18 protein-coding genes are annotated in these 20,806 nt (G+C 38.4%); 13 read left to right on the top strand and 5 right to left on the bottom strand.

Features of this window, described 5'->3' with window-relative positions; translation table 11 throughout:
* Nucleotides 1-2: 2 nt before the first annotated feature.
* From V6R96_RS18725 to V6R96_RS18710, 4 genes are all read right to left on the bottom strand, one after another.
* Entirely contained in the window at nucleotides 3-230 is a 228-nt protein-coding gene (locus V6R96_RS18725; RefSeq protein ID WP_111957580.1) for a DUF6814 family protein, read from the bottom strand.
* A 44-nt stretch (nucleotides 231-274) separates the two neighbouring features.
* Nucleotides 275-1,855, bottom strand: coding sequence for an MFS transporter (locus tag V6R96_RS18720; RefSeq protein ID WP_336379952.1), 1,581 nt, complete (start codon nucleotides 1,853-1,855; stop codon nucleotides 275-277).
* A 50-nt stretch (nucleotides 1,856-1,905) separates the two neighbouring features.
* Nucleotides 1,906-3,285, bottom strand: a complete 1,380-nt coding sequence (locus tag V6R96_RS18715; RefSeq protein WP_111957576.1) for a porin — start codon at nucleotides 3,283-3,285, stop codon at nucleotides 1,906-1,908.
* Between the two features lie 297 nt (nucleotides 3,286-3,582).
* A complete protein-coding gene (locus V6R96_RS18710) occupies nucleotides 3,583-3,999 on the bottom strand; it encodes a terminase gpP N-terminus-related DNA-binding protein (RefSeq protein WP_111957574.1) in 417 nt (138 codons plus the stop codon).
* Between the two features lie 160 nt (nucleotides 4,000-4,159).
* Between V6R96_RS18710 and V6R96_RS18705 the strand changes: the two genes are divergently transcribed.
* From V6R96_RS18705 to argH, 8 genes are all read left to right on the top strand, one after another.
* Nucleotides 4,160-4,765, top strand: a complete 606-nt coding sequence (locus V6R96_RS18705; protein ID WP_223558826.1) for a GNAT family N-acetyltransferase — start codon at nucleotides 4,160-4,162, stop codon at nucleotides 4,763-4,765.
* A complete protein-coding gene (gene argG / locus V6R96_RS18700) occupies nucleotides 4,734-5,927 on the top strand; it encodes an argininosuccinate synthase (protein ID WP_336379953.1) in 1,194 nt (397 codons plus the stop codon). Before V6R96_RS18705 ends, argG begins: the two co-directional genes overlap by 32 nt.
* Nucleotides 5,928-5,989: 62 nt before the next feature.
* Entirely contained in the window at nucleotides 5,990-6,952 is a 963-nt protein-coding gene (gene argC / locus V6R96_RS18695; RefSeq protein ID WP_336379954.1) for an N-acetyl-gamma-glutamyl-phosphate reductase, read from the top strand.
* Between the two features lie 270 nt (nucleotides 6,953-7,222).
* The gene (locus V6R96_RS18690; protein ID WP_336379955.1) at nucleotides 7,223-8,362 is read left to right on the top strand and encodes an aminotransferase class III-fold pyridoxal phosphate-dependent enzyme; all 1,140 of its coding nucleotides are present in this window, start codon (nucleotides 7,223-7,225) and stop codon (nucleotides 8,360-8,362) included.
* Nucleotides 8,363-8,409: 47 nt separating this feature from the next.
* Nucleotides 8,410-9,369: an acetylornithine carbamoyltransferase gene (locus V6R96_RS18685; protein ID WP_336379956.1), complete on the top strand. Its 960-nt coding sequence runs from the start codon at nucleotides 8,410-8,412 to the stop codon at nucleotides 9,367-9,369.
* A gap of 68 nt (nucleotides 9,370-9,437) precedes the next feature.
* Nucleotides 9,438-10,232 carry an acetylglutamate kinase gene (gene argB, locus V6R96_RS18680; protein ID WP_336379957.1) on the top strand — a complete coding sequence of 265 codons (795 nt, stop codon included), beginning with the start codon at nucleotides 9,438-9,440 and terminating at the stop codon, nucleotides 10,230-10,232.
* Nucleotides 10,207-11,289, top strand: coding sequence for a M20 family metallo-hydrolase (locus tag V6R96_RS18675; RefSeq protein WP_336379958.1), 1,083 nt, complete (start codon nucleotides 10,207-10,209; stop codon nucleotides 11,287-11,289). The genes argB and V6R96_RS18675 overlap by 26 nt, the downstream gene beginning before the upstream one ends.
* A gap of 277 nt (nucleotides 11,290-11,566) precedes the next feature.
* On the top strand, nucleotides 11,567-12,871 hold the full coding sequence (gene argH / locus V6R96_RS18670; protein WP_336379959.1) for an argininosuccinate lyase: 1,305 nt from the start codon (nucleotides 11,567-11,569) through the stop codon (nucleotides 12,869-12,871).
* Between the two features lie 163 nt (nucleotides 12,872-13,034).
* Here the strand turns inward: argH and V6R96_RS18665 are convergent, their stop codons facing one another.
* The gene (locus V6R96_RS18665) at nucleotides 13,035-13,496 is read right to left on the bottom strand and encodes an Lrp/AsnC family transcriptional regulator (RefSeq protein ID WP_111957554.1); all 462 of its coding nucleotides are present in this window, start codon (nucleotides 13,494-13,496) and stop codon (nucleotides 13,035-13,037) included.
* A gap of 241 nt (nucleotides 13,497-13,737) precedes the next feature.
* Between V6R96_RS18665 and V6R96_RS18660 the strand changes: the two genes are divergently transcribed.
* From V6R96_RS18660 to V6R96_RS18640, 5 genes are all read left to right on the top strand, one after another.
* Nucleotides 13,738-14,628, top strand: a complete 891-nt coding sequence (locus V6R96_RS18660; RefSeq protein WP_336379960.1) for an aspartate carbamoyltransferase catalytic subunit — start codon at nucleotides 13,738-13,740, stop codon at nucleotides 14,626-14,628.
* Between the two features lie 106 nt (nucleotides 14,629-14,734).
* On the top strand, nucleotides 14,735-15,808 hold the full coding sequence (locus V6R96_RS18655) for a carbamoyl phosphate synthase small subunit (RefSeq protein WP_111957550.1): 1,074 nt from the start codon (nucleotides 14,735-14,737) through the stop codon (nucleotides 15,806-15,808).
* 41 nt (nucleotides 15,809-15,849) lie between these two features.
* Nucleotides 15,850-16,200, top strand: coding sequence for a four helix bundle protein (locus tag V6R96_RS18650; protein ID WP_111957548.1), 351 nt, complete (start codon nucleotides 15,850-15,852; stop codon nucleotides 16,198-16,200).
* Between the two features lie 56 nt (nucleotides 16,201-16,256).
* On the top strand, nucleotides 16,257-19,439 hold the full coding sequence (carB, locus tag V6R96_RS18645; RefSeq protein ID WP_111957546.1) for a carbamoyl-phosphate synthase large subunit: 3,183 nt from the start codon (nucleotides 16,257-16,259) through the stop codon (nucleotides 19,437-19,439).
* A 171-nt stretch (nucleotides 19,440-19,610) separates the two neighbouring features.
* Nucleotides 19,611-20,780, top strand: coding sequence for a serine hydrolase domain-containing protein (locus V6R96_RS18640; protein ID WP_336379961.1), 1,170 nt, complete (start codon nucleotides 19,611-19,613; stop codon nucleotides 20,778-20,780).
* Nucleotides 20,781-20,806: the final 26 nt, after the last annotated feature.

Raw genomic sequence — 20,806 nt, 5'->3', positions numbered from 1 at the left:
AATTAAATTTTATCGTCTGAATATTCTCCTATCAGCGAATAGTACCCGAAAATAGCCATTCCACCGGAAACAATCGGCACCAGTATAAAAAGTATAATGATACCGAAAACAAGATCTTCCTGTTTTCCTGAAGTTATTTTAGGGATTCCCATCACGGTAATTCCGAAGTACGCAACAACCAGTGCAACCAGAATCCATACAATGCCTAATATTTTTTTTAATCCGTTCATTTTAGTAGATTTAAAATTAATAAATTTCTGAATGATTATCTCTATTAATTGTGGATATTGTTGTTCTTATTTTTAAGATATATCAATCCGATGACTAAACAGACTGCAGCAACTCCAATCGGGTACCAAAGTCCTTCCAGGTACCATGTTGCATGCCCTGCATCCTTTCCCTGGGTGACCAGGTAGGTTGCCACAGCCGGAAGAAGCCCTCCGAATACTCCATTACCAATGTGATACGGTAGAGACATCGAGGTATAGCGGATTCTTACCGGGAACATTTCAACAAGGAATGCTGCGATCGGACCGTAAACCATTGTAACAAAAATCACCTGAATGAAAACCAGGAATACCAGATACCATCTTGTATCATTGCTTAGTGTAATCGATTTGGTAATCTTCGGCTCTTCCGCTTTTCCGTCTTTCATGACAGGACCGGCTGCAGACCAGTGTACAATGCTGTCTTTTTTAATGAAAGTTCCGTCTGTAAACGTAGTTTCTTTGTGAAATGTAATTAGACTGTCCGATGCAATATCTTTATGGATTGCAGCACTTCTTGTCTCTTTGATTCCATTGCTGGCAACGGTTTTAGCTTCGATATTTACGCTTTTATACATGCTGTCGTAAATAGGCCTGTAGGCTAAAATCGCCACCAGCATACCTGCCATCATAATCGCTTTTCGTCCGATTTTATCCGAAAGCCAGCCGAAGAACACGAAGAACGGTGTTCCCATTAACAATGCTGTAGCCATCATGTAATCGACCTGCATCGAGTCTATATTCATCACTTTTTGTAGGAAACTCATCGCATAGAACTGTCCGGTATACCAGATAACACCCTGTCCCATCGCAGCACCGAACAGTGCCAGTAAAACAAATTTGAAATTGAATTTATTCCCGAAACTTTCTTTCAACGGGTTTTTAGATGTTTTTCCTTCACTTTTAGCCTTTGCGAAAAGCGGAGATTCTTTCATGTTTTTTCTGATGAAATAAGATACTCCCACCATTAAAATTGAAATCCAGAACGGAACTCTCCATCCCCAGGAATCAAATTCTGCTGCAGATAGCGAGTTTTTAGTAATTAAGATGACAATTAATGAAATAAAAAGTCCTGCAGTGGCTGTAGTCTGAATCCACGAAGTCCAGTAGCCTCTTCTGTGTGGCTGTGCATATTCTGCAACATAGGTAGCAGCACCTCCGTATTCTCCTCCCAATGCCAAACCCTGTAAAAGCCTTAAAATTAAAACTAAAACCGGTGCCAGGAATCCAATTGTTTCGTATCCGGGAATACACCCGATCAGGAAAGTGGAGAATCCCATGATCAGCAAGGTGACAAGGAATGTATATTTTCTTCCGATAATGTCGCCTAATCTCCCGAAGAACAAAGCTCCGAAAGGACGTACTACAAATCCGGCTGCAAAAGTCGCCAGCGTAGATAAAAATGCTGCGGTAGGATTGTCGGCTGGGAAGAATTTGGTCGCTAAAACGATAGCTAAACTTCCAAAAATATAAAAGTCATACCATTCTATCAGAGTTCCGAGTGATGAGGCGGTGATCACGCTCCAGATGGTGCGGTTCTTCTGCCGGTCGGTCATATTCTCGTAGTTTTCGTGGTGATTTTCGCTCATGTTGATTGATTTTGATGTTAATGGATTAAGATATTGAGTTCATCCTGTGTTTAAAGATAAATTTGAAACTGTACAATGAATTCGCCTTTTGAGGAAGGGCTTTCCGTAGGACTGGTGTAGACCGGTCTTGTGGAATATTGCGTAGTGATTTTTGCGTGATGTCCGTCTATGAACCAGTTGGCACCCACATCAAACTGCGAAGATGATTTATCGAATGCTTCAAAGTTTTTGTGTGTATACGCTGCGAAAGGCTGTATTCTGATCTTTGGTTTTTCTGTTTGGTTGGGTAGAAGTAAGCCTGCCTGAGCATACACTACATTTCCCGTTCCGATCATAGGTTGTAAATTTCCAGGCCCTGCAATAGCTCTGTTTCCTGCAAAATTAGGATCATTGGCGGCAATATTCATGGTTCCCAGATTTCTTATGTAGTTAGGACCGAAATTGTAGTTATAATATCCGGCATAGGCAGAAACTGCCATTTTGTGTTTCGCATTTCCTAAAGGAATGTCTGCAAATGCATCCACTGCTACAAGCGTGATATCATGTTTTTCAATATTGGAATTGATAGAAGTCCTGGTCCCGTCAGCCTGATGATAAAAACCTGCGCCTATATTGAATACTTTTTTTGTCCCCAAATAGGAGCCTACTTTGAAGGGAAGCGTATTGGATTCTTCATCCAGAAATTGGTATTCAACATAACCTGCTTTTGAAAAGCTAGGATTTCCATTATTGTCAACGGCTGCAGCTCTTGAAGGATCTGTAACATTTACAGGAACCAGATCTGTTGCAAAAGGTTTGTTTAAGCTGAAGCGGTATTCCAGTTTACCATATTTTCCTTTAGCGAACATTCCGAGCTGTCTTGCAAATTGATCAGAGTTATCAATCAACGGCCATGAGAAAATAGGAGAGTCTACAGTAAGAAAATTCAGAGTTGAAGCCATGGTCATGCGGGAAAGTCCCATATAGTAATGAAGCCCAGCTCCTAAAGATAAACTGAATTTTCCGGCTTCTCCAGGTAAAATAACTGCATATTCATTCCATGCATCATGAAAAAACAGCTGTGGTTTCTTTCCATTTCCATAACCTCCTGTTCCAGTGGTGCCTGTAGCTCCTCCGTTGATGAAGGTTTGGTTATTGATCCCGAAATGGGCCAGGATCATATATCTTTTGGAGATTTGTGCGTATACTAATGCACGTAATCTTCTGTTTCCTAGGCTCCAAGAGTTGTCGGTGGCTTCTCCTGCTACCATACTTCCGGGGTTCATTTGAGTATTTCTGAGCCAGAACTGGTCCCATAAAATAAATCGGATGTACTTATCTCCTTCCGGATTGAGGTTTAATTTTAATCCGCCTCCGTAATCAGGAGAACCCTGTGAATATAAAGAACTGCTTATTAAGGCTAATCCAATAAATGAAAGTAATTTCTTCATAAATTATCAATTTTTGGCGTTGTTTTTTGTGAAAGCCAAATTGTAATTAATAATTTATTTACAAAAATTTAATATATATTATTGGTAATAGTATAGTTTTTCTGTAATGATCTGGTTTTTAGATGTGAGTTACGAGTTACGGGGTTGGAGAGTTCGAGTGTTGGGGATAAATGAGTCTGAAGAGGGTTTTTAGTTAAATGATGATTAGTGAGAGTGTATATCTGGTGGCTGAAGCTCCCGAAGCTGATGTCTTGCATCTTGATTCTTGGCTCTTGAATCTTGAATCTTGAATCTTCTCTACTTCTTAAACCTCTCCCATTTAATCAGCATGTACTTATCTGCAAACTGAGTAATGATAAGCCCGGAGTTTTTGATGTTGTCTTCCTTGGCAATATATTCTATCAATTCATTTTGTTTTAATATTTTATAAACGGGATGGAATTCAGAATGGGGTGGTCTTGTGATATTGTATTTTTTGATCCAGGAGCTGATCGTAACGTGGGAAACCCCGATAATCCTTTCTATTTCACGGAAACTTAATCCTTCAAGATAAAGTTGTAAAGCCTTGGTTACGTAATAGTCATCGATCTGTTTCCCTATTTTTTTGACCGTAAAGTAATATTTGCAGTCTTTACAGAGAAAACGTTGTTTCTCGTTGATGATTCCGCTTTTTACAATTGTGCTTCCACTGCATTTAGGACATTTATTTTCCATAGCTATATGTTTTTAGCAAATATATAATAATTTAGCAATATTATAATTTCCAATAAAGATAAAATTACCTGTATATTCTATTAAAACAAAAAAAATATCTTTTTAATTTGGTTTTTAAAGTTATTATGCTTTAAATTTGCCAAAAAATTCAGATAAATAAATGGAAATAGAAATTTCCTCATGCGAACATCTAATGTATGTGAGTGAAATACAGCAGGAAATGTATGATTCTGCACAGCGTAGAGGAACGGGCATCGCAAAACGTTCCATCGAATATTTAACGAAAAAGATTTCAGAAGGCAATGCTGTGGTTGCTACTGAAAACGGCAAATGGGTGGGGTTCTGTTACATTGAGACCTGGTCGCACGGTCAGTTTGTAGCAAACTCAGGACTTATTGTATCTCCGAACTACAGGAACAGGGGAGTCGCCACTTTGATCAAGAATAAAGTTTTCCAGTTATCTAGAGAAAAATATCCCAATGCAAAAGTATTTGGGTTGACCACAGGACTTGCGGTCATGAAGATCAATAGCGATCTTGGTTATAAGCCAGTAATTTATTCTGAGCTCACTCAGGATGAAGAATTCTGGAACGGTTGCAAGAACTGTGTGAACTATGAAATTTTAATGAAAAAGGAACGTAAAAACTGTCTGTGTACAGCGATGCTTTTCGTTCCTGAAAATAATAATAAAGTAAACGGGACTGAAATTCAGCAGTCCGAAATTGATGAGTACAATGGAGAAAAAGAAAGTCGTCTTAGCGTTTAGCGGAGGTTTGGATACCTCTTACTGTGCAAAATATCTTAGTGAAACACTGGGATATGAAGTGTATGCAGTGACTGTAAATACCGGAGGTTTTTCTAAAGAAGAAGAAAAAGAACTGGAGAAAAAAGCCTTCAATCTGGGGGTGAAAGAATACAGGTGCGTTGACGCTCAGGAAGATTATTATAATTCTTGCGTAAAATATCTGATCTTCGGAAATGTGCTGAAAAATAACACTTATCCATTATCTGTAAGCGCTGAACGTACGGTTCAGGCACAGGAAATTGCAAAATATGCTATTGAAACCGGTGCAGACGCCATTGCTCATGGGAGTACCGGAGCTGGAAATGATCAGGTTCGTTTTGATCTGATTTTCCAGGTGATGTGCCCTGAAAAGGAAATCATTACACCGATCCGGGATATGAGCCTGTCCCGCGAAGAAGAAATTGAATTCCTGAAAAATTATGGGTATGAAATGGAATTCCATAAAGCACAGTATTCTGTGAATAAAGGATTGTGGGGAACATCAGTTGGAGGAAAAGAAACGTTAACATCGAGAAATTCTCTTCCGGAAGAAGCTTTTCCATCGCAAATTAAAGAAACTCAGCCGTCAGAACTGGAAATTGAATTTAAAAACGGTGAGGTTGTAGCGGTAAACGGAGAACATTTTGAACATTCCGTGAAAGCAATTCAAAAAATTGAAGAACTGGCTTCCGCTTATGGAATCGGTCGTGATATTCATGTTGGAGATACTATTGTTGGAATCAAAGGAAGAGTAGGATTTGAGGCAGCAGCGGCATCAGTGATCATCAAAGCGCATCATTTATTGGAAAAACATACGCTTTCAAAATACCAGCAGATGATGAAGTCCCAGCTTTCCGACTGGTATGGAAACTGGCTTCACGAAGCATTATTCCTGGATCCTGTGATGAGAAATATTGAATCTTTCCTAACGGATTCTCAGGAAACGGTCAGCGGAAAAGTATTTGTAACCCTTTATCCATACAGGTTTGTTTTAAACGGAATTGAATCTAAACATGATTTAATGTCTGATAAATTCGGAAGCTATGGTGAAGCCAACAGAGCCTGGACGGGAGAAGATGTAAAAGGATATACAAAAATTGTAAGCAATTCTTTAAACATATACCACCAGATCAATTCAAAATAAAGAGTTTTAAAAGAGGGATTTAACCAATGATAGGATGAACTCCTGTCGATCAAAAAGATCATATGAAAAAAGTAGGAATTGTAGGCGCCAACGGCTACACAGGAAGTGAATTGGTCCGTGTGCTGGCGTTTCATCCCAATGTGACATTGAGTTTTTTATATAGCCGTTCCAATTCGGGAACAAAGATTTCAGATTTGTACCCGGATTTAGCGGCAGTTTGTGAGCAGGTTTTAACGGACAGGCCGCAAGATGTGGATATTTTATTCCTATGCCTCCCTCATAAGGAAAGTCAGAACTGGTTGAGCCAGAATCCTGTTAAAGATGAAACTTTAGTCATTGATTTAGGGAACGATTTCCGTCTGGATGGAAGCTTTGGAAACAGAAATTTTATCTACGGACTTCCTGAAATCAATAAAAAAAATCTGGAAGGAGCAAAAAGTATTGCCAATCCCGGATGTTTTGCAACAGCTATTCAATTGGCTCTTCTTCCACTAGCAGAAAAAGGTTTGCTGGATGAGGTTTATACAACAGGAATTACAGGTTCAACAGGTGCGGGACAATCTTTACAGGCAACGACTCATTTTACGTGGAGGAACGATAATATTTCGGCATACAAAACATTGACGCATCAGCATGTGGATGAGGTTTTAAAGCAGTTGGTTTCATTCAACCATAAAGCTGTAAGTCTGAATTTTGTTCCATGGAGAGGAGATTTTGCAAGAGGAATTTTTACAAGCTCTACAGTGAAAACAGAATTAGTACTTTCAGATATCATTCAGTTGTATCAGGATTTTTATGAAGAGGAGCCTTTTGTGAAGGCAAGTGAAAATGCAATTGATTTAAAGCAGGTTGTCAACACCAATCGCTGTGTGATTCATATAGAAAAGAGTGGAAATGTAGCAGTCATTCACTCAGCGATTGACAATTTGTTAAAAGGTGCCTCCGGACAGGCCGTACAAAATATGAATATTGCGATGGGTTGGGAAGAAAACCTGGGGTTGAACTTAAAGCCGATAGCATTTTAAAAAAGTGAATGGTCAATAAGTCAATTGTGAATTGAAAAACCGAAATATTCGACTTAGGAAAATGGAGCGTTAAGAAAATTTTTTCTGTGAACGTTAAGAAAATTCTACTGTTTGAAGCGCGACAAAAATGTTGAACCGAAAAACAAATGCTGAATTCGCGCAAGTTTTAGAATTTTTAGAGAATAGAAATAATTTTTAGCGGAAGTTTCCAGGTCTTGAACTTTTGTTTCTTTTGTTTCAAGACAAAAGAAATTAATTAAAACAAAAAAAATGAATTTATTCAACGTATATCCATTATTCAACATAAACCCTGTAAAAGCCCAGGGATCTTTCCTTTGGGATGATAAAGGAGAAAAATATCTCGATTTTTATGGCGGTCACGCAGTGATTTCCATCGGACACAATCATCCGCATTATCAAACTCAATTGAAAGAGCAGCTGGAGAAAATATCTTTCTATTCAAATTCGGTTCAGAATGAACTACAGACTGAACTGGCTGATAAATTGGGCAAGCTTTCAGGCTATGAAGATTACAATCTTTTTCTGTGTAATTCAGGAGCTGAAGCTAATGAAAATGCATTAAAACTGGCATCTTTCCATAACGGGAAAAGTAAAGTGCTTTATTTCTCAGGATCCTTCCATGGAAGAACTTCTGCGGCGGTTTCTGTGACAGATAATCCAAAAATTGTTGCTCCGGTTAATTTTTCTGAAAGATTTATCAAATCTGAATGGAATGATATCGAACAGCTTGAAGAGATCTTTGAAACTCAGGGAAGTGAAATTTCATCCGTCATTATTGAAGGAATTCAGGGCGTAGGTGGAATTATGATCCCAACAGCAGAATTCTTATCCAAAATTAAAGAATTGTGCGAAAAATATGATGCAGCTTTGATTCTTGATGAAGTTCAGTCAGGGTACGGAAGAAGCGGATATTTCTTTGCCCATCAGGAATTTGGGATCGAACCGGATATGATCACGACAGCAAAAGGAATGGGAAATGGTTTCCCGATCGGCGGTGTTTTGATTCACCCAAAATTTCAGGCAAGTAACGGTTTATTGGGAACCACTTTCGGAGGGAATCACTTAGCCTGTGCTGCTGCAATTGCAGTTCTGGATGTGATGAAGGAGGAAGATCTTATGGTCAATGCTCAGCAAATGGGTGATTATATTGAAAACGAAATTAAAGGCCTTCCCCATATTAAATCCATCCGAAGGAAAGGTTTAATGATTGGAGTAGAGTTGGATCAGGACTGTTCCGAGGTGAGAAAAAGTCTATTGTACGATCATCACATTTTTACAGGAAATTCCAATGACAAAAGTGTCTTAAGGATCCTTCCGGCTCTCAATATCGGCAAAGAGGAAACAGATATTTTTGTCGGTGCTTTAAAAGTAGTTTTAGATAAGGTTTAAACCACAAATGGGGTTAAGATTATCACAATTAATTAAAAAATCATCAAATGAAAAAATTCACCTCTGTAAGCGATGTAGAAAACTTACAGGAAATCATAAAAAAAGCTTTACAAATTAAAGAAAACCCCAATTCCGAACCGGAAAAAGGAAAGGGAAAAACAATAGGCCTGGTATTTTTGAATTCGAGTTTAAGAACACGTTTAAGCAGCCAGATTGCCGCTCAAAATTTAGGTTTGAATGTCCTGACTTTAAATGCAGCTCAGGAAGCCTGGAATCTGGAGTTTGCAGACGGAGCCGTAATGAACGGTGACACCGTTGAACATATCAAAGATGCAATAGAAGTATTAAACCAATATTGTGATATCATTGCAGTACGTTGTTTTGCGGGAATGAAGTCTAAGGAAGATGATGTTAATGAAAGTATCCTGAGTCAGTTTGAGCAGCACGCTAAAGTGCCTGTGATTTCTCTGGAATCGGCAACGCGACACCCGCTTCAAAGTCTGGCAGACTGTATTACCATCACAGAAAACTGGAAGGAAGACCGTAAACCGAAAGTGGTTTTGACATGGGCACCGCACATCAAACCCATTGCCCAGGCTGTTGGAAACTCTTTTGCAGAATGGATGCAGGAAATGGATGTTGATTTTGTGATCGCTAATCCCGAAGGGTATGATCTCGATAAGAAATTTACAAAAGATATTAAAGTGATCCATAGCCAGGATGAAGCTTTAAAAGATGCAGATTTTATCTATGTCAAAAACTGGTCTTCTTTCGATGACTATGCAGCTATGCCGGAAGTTAAAGACAGCTGGATGCTGACCGGAGAAAAGCTGGAAAATACGAATCATGCAAAAGTAATGCATTGTCTCCCTGTCCGTCGTAATGTAGAACTAAGTGATGAAGCAATGGACGGAGAAAACTCCATTATCTATCAGCAGGCCAAAAACAGAATTTTCTCTGCGCAAGCGGTTTTTTCAGAAATTTTGGATGAATTGAATTCTAAATAATGGAAATCAATCCTTGTCAAGGTTCTAAACCTTGACAATGATCAGAAAAAGAGCAAGAATTTCAAACAATGAAAGAAAAATTATACATCATAAAAATAGGTGGTGCTTTGATCGACGATCCAGAGTTGCTTGACCAATTTTTAGAGCAGTTTTCTGAAATTAAGGAAAAGAAAATTTTGGTTCATGGAGGCGGAAAATTAGCAACTACCCTGGCTGATAAATTAGGCGTTGAACAAAAAATGATCAACGGACGAAGAATTACGGATAAAGATACGCTGGATATTGTGGCGATGGTGTATGCAGGAGGAATCAATAAAAATATTGTGGCAAAACTTCAGCAGAAAAAATGCAGGGCAATAGGTTTTTCCGGAGCTGATGCGAATTTGATTAAAGCCAAAAAAAGAGAACATGCAGAGATAGATTTCGGATTTGTAGGCGATATTGAGAAGAAAAGTGTGAACAGGAAATTGATCTCAAAATTAATTAAACTAAAACTTGTCCCTGTTTTTTCAGCGATTACCCATGATAAAAAAGGAAATCTTTTTAATACCAATGCAGATACGATTGCTTCGGTCATTGCCCAGGCTTTATCTTCAAAATATGATGTGGAATTATTATATTGTTTTGATAAAGAAGGAGTTTTGGAAAATGTTGAAGATCCCGGATCCGTTATAAAAAGGGTATCTGCAGAAGAATTTTCTGCTTTAAAAGAAGCGGGAAAACTTCATAAAGGAATTTTACCCAAACTTGAAAATGCTCTTGGAGCTGTAAAAAATAAGGTAAACAAGGTGTTCTTAATTAAAGAAACCCAATTAAAAAACCATATACAAGACCATCATGGAGGAACTGAAATCTGTTTATAGTAAAGAAGAGCTACTGACTCAAGCAGTTGAATTGCTTAAAAAACTGATTGCAATTCCGTCATTCAGCAAAGATGAATATAATACGTCTGTGGAAATTGAAAACTTTTTTAAGAAACATCATATTCCTGCAAAACGTTTTAAAAACAACATCTGGGCAGTTAATAAAAACTTTGATGCATCCAAGCCATCTGTTTTGCTGAATACCCACCATGATACGGTAAAGCCCAATAAAGCCTACACGATAGATCCGTTTCTTCCGGTTGAGCAGGACCGAAAACTGTACGGTTTGGGAAGTAATGATGCCGGAGCTTCTCTGGTTTCCATGGCTCAGGTCTTTTTATATTTTTATGAGAAAGAAGATTTAAAATATAATTTAGTGATTGCTTTGACAGCTGAGGAGGAGATTTCAGGATTTGATGGAATTGAGGCCTTATTTCCACAGCTTCCGAACATCGAATTTGCCATTGTAGGAGAACCCACGCAGATGAATTTGGCGATCGCGGAAAAAGGGTTGCTGGTGATAGATGGGGAAATGAAAGGAACTCCTTCTCATGCTGCTCATCCGAATGATGATAACTCCATTGTAAAATGTATGGAGGATCTTCACAATATTCTGAACTTCAGATTTCCGAAGATTTCCGATTATTTAGGGGAAGTTAAGGTTACATTGTCAGGCATTCACGCTGGTGTTCAGCATAATGTAGTTCCGGAAGCCTGCACTTTTACTTTGGATGTAAGGGTTACCGATGAATATTCCAATAATGAAGCTTTTGAGATCATTCAGTCACAGATGAAATCATCATTAAAGGCCAGGTCTTTAAGGTTAAATTCCTCAAAAATTGAGATGGATCACCCTTTTGTTCAGGCAGGTCTGGAAATTGGAAGGACAACATACGGTTCACCAACATCATCTGACCAGGCCATCATTCCATGTACGTCCGTGAAAATTGGCCCTGGTGACAGCAGGCGCTCCCACACGGCAGATGAATATATCTATATAAAAGAGATTGAAGAAGGAATCGAGATCTATATAAGGATCTTAGAAAAAGTTTTATAAAAAGAAAAGTTAGAGGTTAGAAATTAGAAGTTAGATTCCGGAAAATTATACATACACCTTAGTACTGATATCTAATTTCTAACTTCTAATATCTAAAAAAAATAAATGTTTTAACCAGGCTCAGCAGGCAAAAAAGTCAAGTTTTTAATAAAGATTTATGCAAAAAAGAAAATTAAAGACGAAGGCTTTTGAATGTGGAGATGTTTTTTTATAGTTTAATAATAAGGATGCTCTGCTGGGCAGGTTGAAACGAATTGAATATTGTAAAAAGAATATTATGAAAAAAATATGGCAGAAGGATGACCTGGCCACCAATATATTAGTCAACAAATTTACAGTCGGGAAAGATCTTGACTTTGACGAACGTTTAGCAAAATATGATGTTAAAGGTTCCATGGCACATTGCCAGATGTTGGCAGAAACCGGAATTATCTCCGGTGAAGAATCAGAACAGATGCTTTCTGTTTTGGCAGATATTTTAAAAGATATCGAGAACGGAAACTTTGAGATCGATAAAGAAGCAGAAGATATCCATTCTCAGGTTGAAGCGATATTAATTGAAAAATTAGGTGATACCGGAAAAAAAATCCATACGGCAAGATCCAGAAATGATCAGGTTTTATTAGATATCAAACTTTATCTGCTGGATGAGATCCGCGAAATAACATCTTTGACTGATGAGTTTTTCCAGATTTTAATCAAGCTGGCCGATCAACACAAAAATAAATTGCTTCCAGGCTATACCCACCTTCAGATTGCAATGCCGTCTTCGTTTGGATTATGGTTTGGAGCGTATGCCGAAGCATTGCTGGATGATGTTGAACTGTTGTTTTCGGTGAAGAATATTATTAATAAAAATCCTCTGGGTTCAGCAGCAGGATACGGTTCCTCTTTCCCGATTGATCGTGAAAGTACGACTTACAACTTAGGTTTTCAGTCTATGAACTATAATTCTATATACGCGCAGATGACCCGCGGGAAATCCGAAAAAATGCTGTCTATGGCAATGGCTACTTTAGCAGGAACGCTTGGGAAGTTTGCTTATGATGTATGCTTATATTTAAGTCAAAACTTCGATTTTATAAGCTTTCCCAAAGAATTTACAACAGGAAGCAGCATTATGCCGCACAAAAAGAATCCGGATATTTTTGAGTTGGTTCGTGCGCGATGCAACAGAATTCAATCTTTGCCGAATGAATTGATCTTACTGACAAATAATTTACCGTCAGGTTATCACAGAGATGTACAGCTGACAAAAGAAATTCTTTTCCCGGCTATCGATTCATTGAAAGAATGTCTGGAAATCTTAAGTTACACCCTTCCGAATATTCAGGTTAAAGATGGAATTTTGGAAGATGAGAAGTACAAATACCTTTTCAGTGTCGAGAAGATTAATGAAGAGGTGAAAAAAGGAAGCTCATTCCGTGATGCTTATGTAAAAGTAGGGCAGGAGATTGAAAATAATGAATTTGAGTTTGAAGTTGGAAATCTAAATCATACCCATCAGGGAAGCATAGGAAATCTTTGTCTGGATAAAATAGAATATCAGTTCAACAAACTGAAGAATAAATTATTGGGTTAATAATTTTTAATCACTTGGATTTTTAAAGTTGATTAAAATTTTGATCAGATGCTTCGGCTCCGCTCAGCATGACCAATCTAATACTAAACGTCATTTTGTAGCGATGTCATGCTGAGCGGAGTCGAAGCATCTTTAATATAAGGTATATTGATCTGGCAAAGAATTAGTCCAGATCAATTTTAAACTTAGTGGATTTTTTCACCTCGTGAAGGACAATAGAACTGTGGTACTGGCCAATATTTGGAATATTTGAGATCACATTAACAGCGAAATCATTATAAGAATTAATGTCCTTTGCAATAATCTTCAGCATGTAGTCGTATTCACCGGAAAGACTGATGATTTCCTGGACTTCATCATGTTTCATAATGTTTTTTTCAAAAGTTTCCAGTACTTTCTGAGATTGCTCTTTAAGACGGACATTACAGTAGACGACAATGTTCAGACCCAGTTTTTCACGGTTCAAAAGACCAACATATTTCTCAATAATACCCTGCTTCTCTAATTGTTTGATACGTTCATAAGTTGGAGTAAACGTAAGACCGATCCTTTCTGAAATTTCTTTCACAGATAAAGTAGAGTCTTCCTGAATAATACTGAGAATCATTTTGTCTTTTAAATCCATAGAACAGGTTTGAGTTTTAACAAAATTATCAATTATAAATGAAAATAAGGAATGATTAAGAGGTTTTAATTTATTTTAAACTTTGGTTTTGTAGGTTCGTGAAATTTTTGTATCTTTGCACCTAATGAATAAAAGAGTATTTATATCATTAGATTTACCGGGCGAAAGCGCCCTTTACGATATTTATTATTATTAGCGAAGATGTTGTCTTCGCTTTTTTTATGCTCAAAAATTAAGAATTATGTTTACGATTACAGAACTAAGCACCGAGAGAATCAACAGTATACTGACAGAAGCACTGGCTTTTGCCAACGGGAAAACTGCAAAAATTGAAGGAGAAATTTTCTGCTCAAATCTTTTCTTTGAAGACAGTACAAGAACAAAGACAAGCTTTGATATTGCAGAAAGAAAGCTGGGCCTGCAGGTAGTGCCTTTTGATGCCTCCCACAGTTCTGTAAACAAAGGGGAGAGTCTTTATGATACTGTTAAGACGATTGAAAGCCTGGGTGTAAATCTGGTAGTAATCAGAGATAAAAAAGACAGGTATTTTGAAGAGTTAAATAACATTAATATTCCGGTGATCAACGGAGGAGACGGAACAGGAAACCATCCATCCCAGTGCATGCTGGATCTGATGACGATCTTTCAGGAATTCGGAAAATTCGAAGGGCTGAAAATAGGAATTGTTGGAGATGTAAAGCACAGCAGGGTAGCCAACTCCAATGCACAAGCATTAAGAAAATTAGGGGCTAAAGTATATTTCTCCGGACCGGAGGACTGGTTTGATGAAGGTGCTTTAATTAACGGAACTTACTTGCCTGTAGATCAGCTAATTTCTGAGGTAGATGTACTCATGTTATTAAGAATTCAGCATGAGAGACACGATGCAAAAATGAGTTATTCCGCTTCCGAATACCACAGGAAATATGGTTTAACGAAAGAAAGAGAAAAAGCAATGAAAGAGGGCGCAATCATTATGCATCCCGCACCCATCAATAGAGGTGTTGAGATTGATACAGACCTTGTAGAATGTGAACGTTCAAGAATTTTTAAACAGATGCAGAACGGCGTATTCGCAAGAATGGCAATTTTGAAAGAAACCCTGGAAAAAGAAGGGTATACCTTTAAATAATTGTAAAAAGTATAATGTACAAAGTGGACATACACTATACAACTGATATTATATATTGTACAAAATAAATTAGACAGAATAAAAATAGAATAAAGAGATAAATAAAATGAAGAAAAAATTAATACTGGAGTCCGGTGAAGTATTTCATGGAGAAGGTTTCGGAGCAGAATTGGAAACTGCCGGAGAAGTAGTTTTCAATACCGGAATGACAGGTTATCAGGAGTTAATCTCCGATCCGTCATACTGCGGTCAGATTGTTTGCATGACCTATCCGCTTATCGGAAATTATGGTATTAACCGTGATGATTATGAAAGTATCGAGCCGGCTATTAAAGGACTTATCGTAAAAGAGCTTTGCGATCTACCTTCCAACTTCCGTACTCAGATCACTTTAGATGAATTATTTAAAAAGAAAAACCTTTCAGGAATTTCAGGAATTGACACCAGAAAACTCACCAGAATTCTTCGTAATTCAGGTGTTGTGAAAGGCAAAATTGTAAACGTTGAAGCTGATGAAAATGAAGTTGTTGCAGAATTAAAATCTACAACTTTCCCAACTAATCAGGTGGAAACTGTTTCTACAAAAACAGCTTACGCCAATCCGGGAAGAGGATTTAAAGTAGTGTTGGTGGATTTTGGTTCCAAGTTAGGAATTATCAGAGAGCTGTCTCAAAGAAACTGTGACATCACTGTAGTTTCCCACGACACAACAGCAGAAGAGATCCTATTGATGGATCCGGACGGAATTATGCTTTCAAACGGTCCCGGTGATCCTGAAGACAACCCGAAGGCACTAGAAATGATCCGCGGATTATTAGGAAAAGTTCCCATCTTCGGAATCTGTTTAGGACATCAGCTGATCGGTTTGGCTTGCGGTGCAAAAACTTTTAAACTGAAGTTCGGACACAGAGGAGGAAATCATCCTGTACTGGATCTGGAAAAAAACAAAGTATCCATCACTTCTCAAAACCATGGCTATGCTGTAGATCAGGAAAGTCTTAAAGGAACAGACCTTGTTGAAACCCACATTGCATTGAATGACAGAACCAACGAAGGTCTGAAACACAAGATCCATCCTTGCTTCTCTGTTCAGTACCATCCGGAAGCAAGCCCGGGCCCAGAAGATGCGAATTATTTGTTTGATGAGTTCATTGATTTAATGGAGGGATTTAAGAAGTAATAAAGACTTCAGATATTAGACATCAGATAACAGACTTTATCATGCACAATTTTGAGAAATTACTTTTCTGGCAGAAATCTATCGTACTGGCAAAAAATGTTTACATTATCTGTCAGGAAATTAGTAACGATGAAAAGTATGGTTTGATTTCTCAAATTAAAAGATCAGCAGTTTCTATTCCTTCTAATATTGCGGAAGGTTCTGGTAGAAATGGAAGTAAAGAGTTTAATCATTTTCTGGCGGTTGCTCTGGGTTCAGCTTTTGAACTGCAGACACAGCTAATCTTGGTTAGGGAATTAAATCTCTTACCGGAAGAAAAAATAAATGCTTTACTAAGTGAAGTTTCTGAAATTCAGAGAATGATTTATTCGTTTAAAAATAATTTAAAATAAAAGTCCGGAATCTTGGCTCTTGGCTCTAGAATCTTGACTCTACAACAAAAAGAAAAATGGCAAAACGTACAGATATAAAAACAATTTTAGTAATCGGTTCAGGACCCATCATCATCGGTCAGGCAGCTGAATTTGATTACGCAGGAACACAGGCTTGCCTGTCTTTGAGAGAAGAAGGCTACAAGGTGATTTTGATCAACTCAAACCCGGCAACCATTATGACGGATGTGGAAATCGCAGATAAAGTATATATTGAACCGATTTCCCTTCAGTTTGTAAGCCACATCATCAGAAAAGAACGTCCCGACGCTTTGCTGCCTACATTAGGAGGCCAGACAGGTCTGAATATGGCGGTAGAACTGGAAAAATCAGGAATTCTTGAGGAATGTAAGGTAGAAGTATTAGGAACTACACTTTCTGCCATCAACAGAGCGGAAGACAGAGATCTTTTCCGTGAGCTGATGAGAGAACTGAATGAACCGGTTCCGGAATCAGACATTGTAACTACAGTAGAAGGAGCGATCCGTTTCGCTGATGAGATCGGGTATCCGGTAATTGTTCGTCCTGCCTTTACCATGGGAGGAACAGGAGGCGGTATTGCCTCTACCGAAGCTGAGCTGAAAGAAATTGCTGAATTAGGATTAAAGTACAGTCCGGTGACGCAATGTCTTATTGAAAGATCAATTGCAGGTTTCAAAGAAATTGAATACGAAGTAATGCGTGATGCCAACGACAATGCGATTGTGGTTTGTAACATGGAAAATATAGATCCGGTAGGAGTTCACACGGGAGACTCTATTGTAGTGGCGCCTTCTCAGACACTTTCCGACAGAGAGTATCAGTTATTGAGAAATGCTTCCCTAAAGATCATCAGAGCCTTAGGAATTGAAGGAGGTTGCAATGTACAGCTGGCTTTAGATCCACACTCATTCAACTACTATATCATCGAGGTGAACCCTAGGGTTTCCCGTTCATCAGCATTGGCAAGTAAAGCGACAGGATATCCGATCGCGAAAATTGCAGCAAAGATCGCAGTTGGTTTGACTCTTGATGAGATCATGAATCCTGTAACAGGAAAAACATATGCATGTTTTGAACCAGCCCTTGACTATGTGGTGACAAAATTCCCGAGATTCCCTTTCGATAAATTCGAAACAGCGGACAGAAGACTGTCTACACAGATGAAAGCAACCGGAGAAGTAATGGCCATCGGGAGAAACTTCGAGGAATCATTACAGAAAGCCGTTCGTTCTTTAGAAACAGGTTTAAGACACCTGGGATTAAAAACAAAACAGGCTGCCGCTTTAACGGACGAAGATATCGAAAGAAGAATCAGAGTTTGTGACGATGAAAGACTGTTCATTATCTGTGATGCTCTGAGAAGAGGTTACGATTGGGAACAAATTGTAGAATGGAGTAAAATTGATAAATTCTTCATCTGGAAATTAAAGAAACTTGTTGATTTTGAAAAAGAAATAGCTGCTCATCAATTCGACAAAGAAATTTTAGTTCAGGCTAAAAAATTAGGTTTCTCAGATCAGAATATCGCTCATTTATGGGGATCTTCCCAGAGAGAAGTATATAATTTCAGAAAAGAAAACGGGGTGATACCGGTTTACAAAATGGTAGACACGTGTGCAGCAGAATTTGAAAGTGAAACCCCTTATTTCTACGGAACTTATGAAGAAGAAAATGAAAGTATAGTAACGGATAAGCAAAAGGTGGTCGTTCTGGGTTCAGGACCTATCAGAATCGGGCAGGGAGTTGAGTTCGACTATGCAACGGTTCATTCGGTTTGGGCGATCAAAGAGATGGGTTACGAAGCGATTATCATCAACAACAACCCGGAAACGGTTTCTACAGACTTCTCGATTTCAGATAAATTATACTTCGAACCTTTAACGGAAGAAGATGTAATGAATATCATTGATCTTGAAAAACCAATGGGAGTGGTGGTTCAGTTCGGAGGTCAGACAGCGATAAATTTAGCAGATAAACTGGCAAGTTACGGCGTGAAAATTCTGGGAACTTCACTGGAAGATTTAGACCGAGCTGAAAACAGAGATAAATTTGAAAAGGCCCTTCAGGAAATGGGAATTCCACAGCCTTTAGGAAAAACGTCAACATCAAAAGAAGAAGCCATTAAAATAGCCAGTGAGATCGGGTATCCGGTTTTGGTTCGTCCAAGTTATGTTCTGGGAGGTAGAGCAATGGAAATTGTTTACACCGAAAGCGAATTGGCCCATTATATGGAATTTGCGGTAGATGCCAGCCCGGAGCACCCGGTTTTGGTAGACCGTTACATTACCGGAAAAGAAGTGGAAGTAGATGCCATTTGCGACGGTGAAACGGTAATTATCCCTGGGATTATGGAACATATCGAAAGAGCGGGAGTTCACTCCGGAGATTCTATTGCAGTGTATCCGCCTCAGAATGTTTCACAGCAGGAAATTGATACTCTGGTAGATTATACCCAGAGACTGGCCAAAGGATTGAATGTGATCGGTTTAATGAATATCCAGTATGTTCTTTTCGAAGGAAATGTATATGTGATTGAAGTGAATCCGCGTTCATCAAGAACAGTTCCTTTCTTATCTAAAATTACTGAAGTACCGATGGCTAACCTGGCAACAAAAGCTATTTTAGGTCAGAAACTGAAAGATTTGGGGTACAAAAATGGATTAGTTCCGAATAAAGAAGGAGTCTTTGTAAAAGTTCCTGTGTTCTCTTTCTCAAAGCTGACAAAAGTAGATATCTCCCTGGGACCAGAAATGAAGTCTACAGGAGAAGTAATGGGGAAAGACACCACATTGGAGAAAGCTCTTTACAAAGGACTGATCGCAGCAGGAAGAAAAGTTCCGATGCACGGTTCAATTTTGTTTACCGTTGCAGATAAGCACAAGCAGGAAGCTGCGGATCTGGCGACAAGATTCCATGAAGTTGGCTTCAGAATCTGGGCAACAGAAGGAACTGCTAAATTCTTCGAAGAAAAAGGAATTCCTTGTAAAATCGGATACAAAATAGGAGAAGATGATGTGAACCTTATCGATCTGATCCAGAAAGGTAAAGTACAGTATGTAGTGAATACCATGACCAAAGGTAAACAGGTAGAAAGAGACGGATTCCAGATCAGAAGAATGAGTGTGGAAAACGGCGTTCCTTGTTTAACATCCATGGATACGGTAGAAGCCATCCTGAAAGTAATTGAAAGCATGAGTTTCAAAATGGAGACGATGTAATTTCGGATTCAAATGATATAATTTCAAACCCCGTAAGTATTCTTGCGGGGTTTTGTTTTGTGAAGATTTTAATTACCAACTGATTATGGAAATTTGTACATTGCATACATTTGGAATATCAGCGAAAATTTTAAAGACATTGAAAATTATTTTAATAGTAATACAGCCTAAATGATAAACATCAAATCTAATTTCTTATACACTATTATATGTATTGGAATCCTTTTTTCCTGCACCTCTGCAAAGGATATTGCGGCTGAGTCTAGTGCTGGTGTTGCTTCTGAGAAAACAGATTCGCTCTATGCAGAAATTCAAAGACTTGGTTTGGAATATACCCAAAAAAGTAATGTTCCCGGAGTCGCTGTTGCGGTTATTAAAAACGGAAAAATTGCATGGGTGCAATGCATTGGATATGCTGATGTAGCAAGCAAAAAGCCAGTGACCGCTCAGACCATTTTTAATGTAGGCTCTGTTTCAAAGGTAGTCGCTGCATGGGGCTTTATGCAACTGACAGAAAAAAGAATGATCCAATTAGATGATCCTGTTAACCAATATTTAAGCCGTTGGAAATTACCTCAATCTTCATTTGATGTATCAAAAGTTACCCTCAGGCGAATCCTAAGCCATACAGCCGGACTTTCTGTACATGGATATGGAGGCTCTGAACAAGGGGCTAAACTGTTATCCCTGGAAGAGTCTTTATCAGGAAAAACAAAAAGAAACAGAGAAAGCGTAAGCGTTATCATGGAGCCCGGAACAAAATGGAAATATTCAGGTGGTGGTTATACGCTTGCACAGCTCTTACTTGAAGAAAGAACCAAAGAAAACTTTGCTGAATACATGAGAAAGAATGTTTTTAAGCCTCTGGGATTAAATCACAGTAACTACGATTGGACAGAAGAAATGAAAGCAAATTCCGCCACAGCGTATGATACATTAGGTAAACCTATAAAAAATAGGATATTTACCGAACAGGCTGCCGCAGGATTGCAGACAACAATTTTAGATTTTGCCCGTTTTGCTGAATTATCCATCACAGCTGATCCAAAAGAACTAAATAAAGTTTTAAAACCTGAAACGATACGATTGATGGAGCAGCCTGTCCAGCCCGGTTCCAGTGAAGGAGAAAGCGGCCTTGGATACCGGTTCTTCAATTTTGACAATCTTCCAACTGTCGGGCATACAGGTGAAAACGATGGTTGGTGTGCTTCTATGTTTTTGCATATGCCCACTAAAAGCGGTTTAGTTATTCTTTGCAATGGCTCTAACTGGAAAGATGATGTAAGGAATCCAATGTATAGTACCTGGGCAAAATCAATTTTAAAAAAACTCGGGAAATGATGATTTGATATGAACAATAACTGAAA

This window comes from Chryseobacterium sp. CCNWLW53 (assembly GCF_037083525.1).
Taxonomy (GTDB): Bacteria; Bacteroidota; Bacteroidia; order Flavobacteriales; family Weeksellaceae; genus Chryseobacterium; species Chryseobacterium lathyri.
The sequence above is the reverse complement of the archived record's forward strand: the minus strand, read 5'-3'. Positions and strand labels throughout refer to the sequence as shown.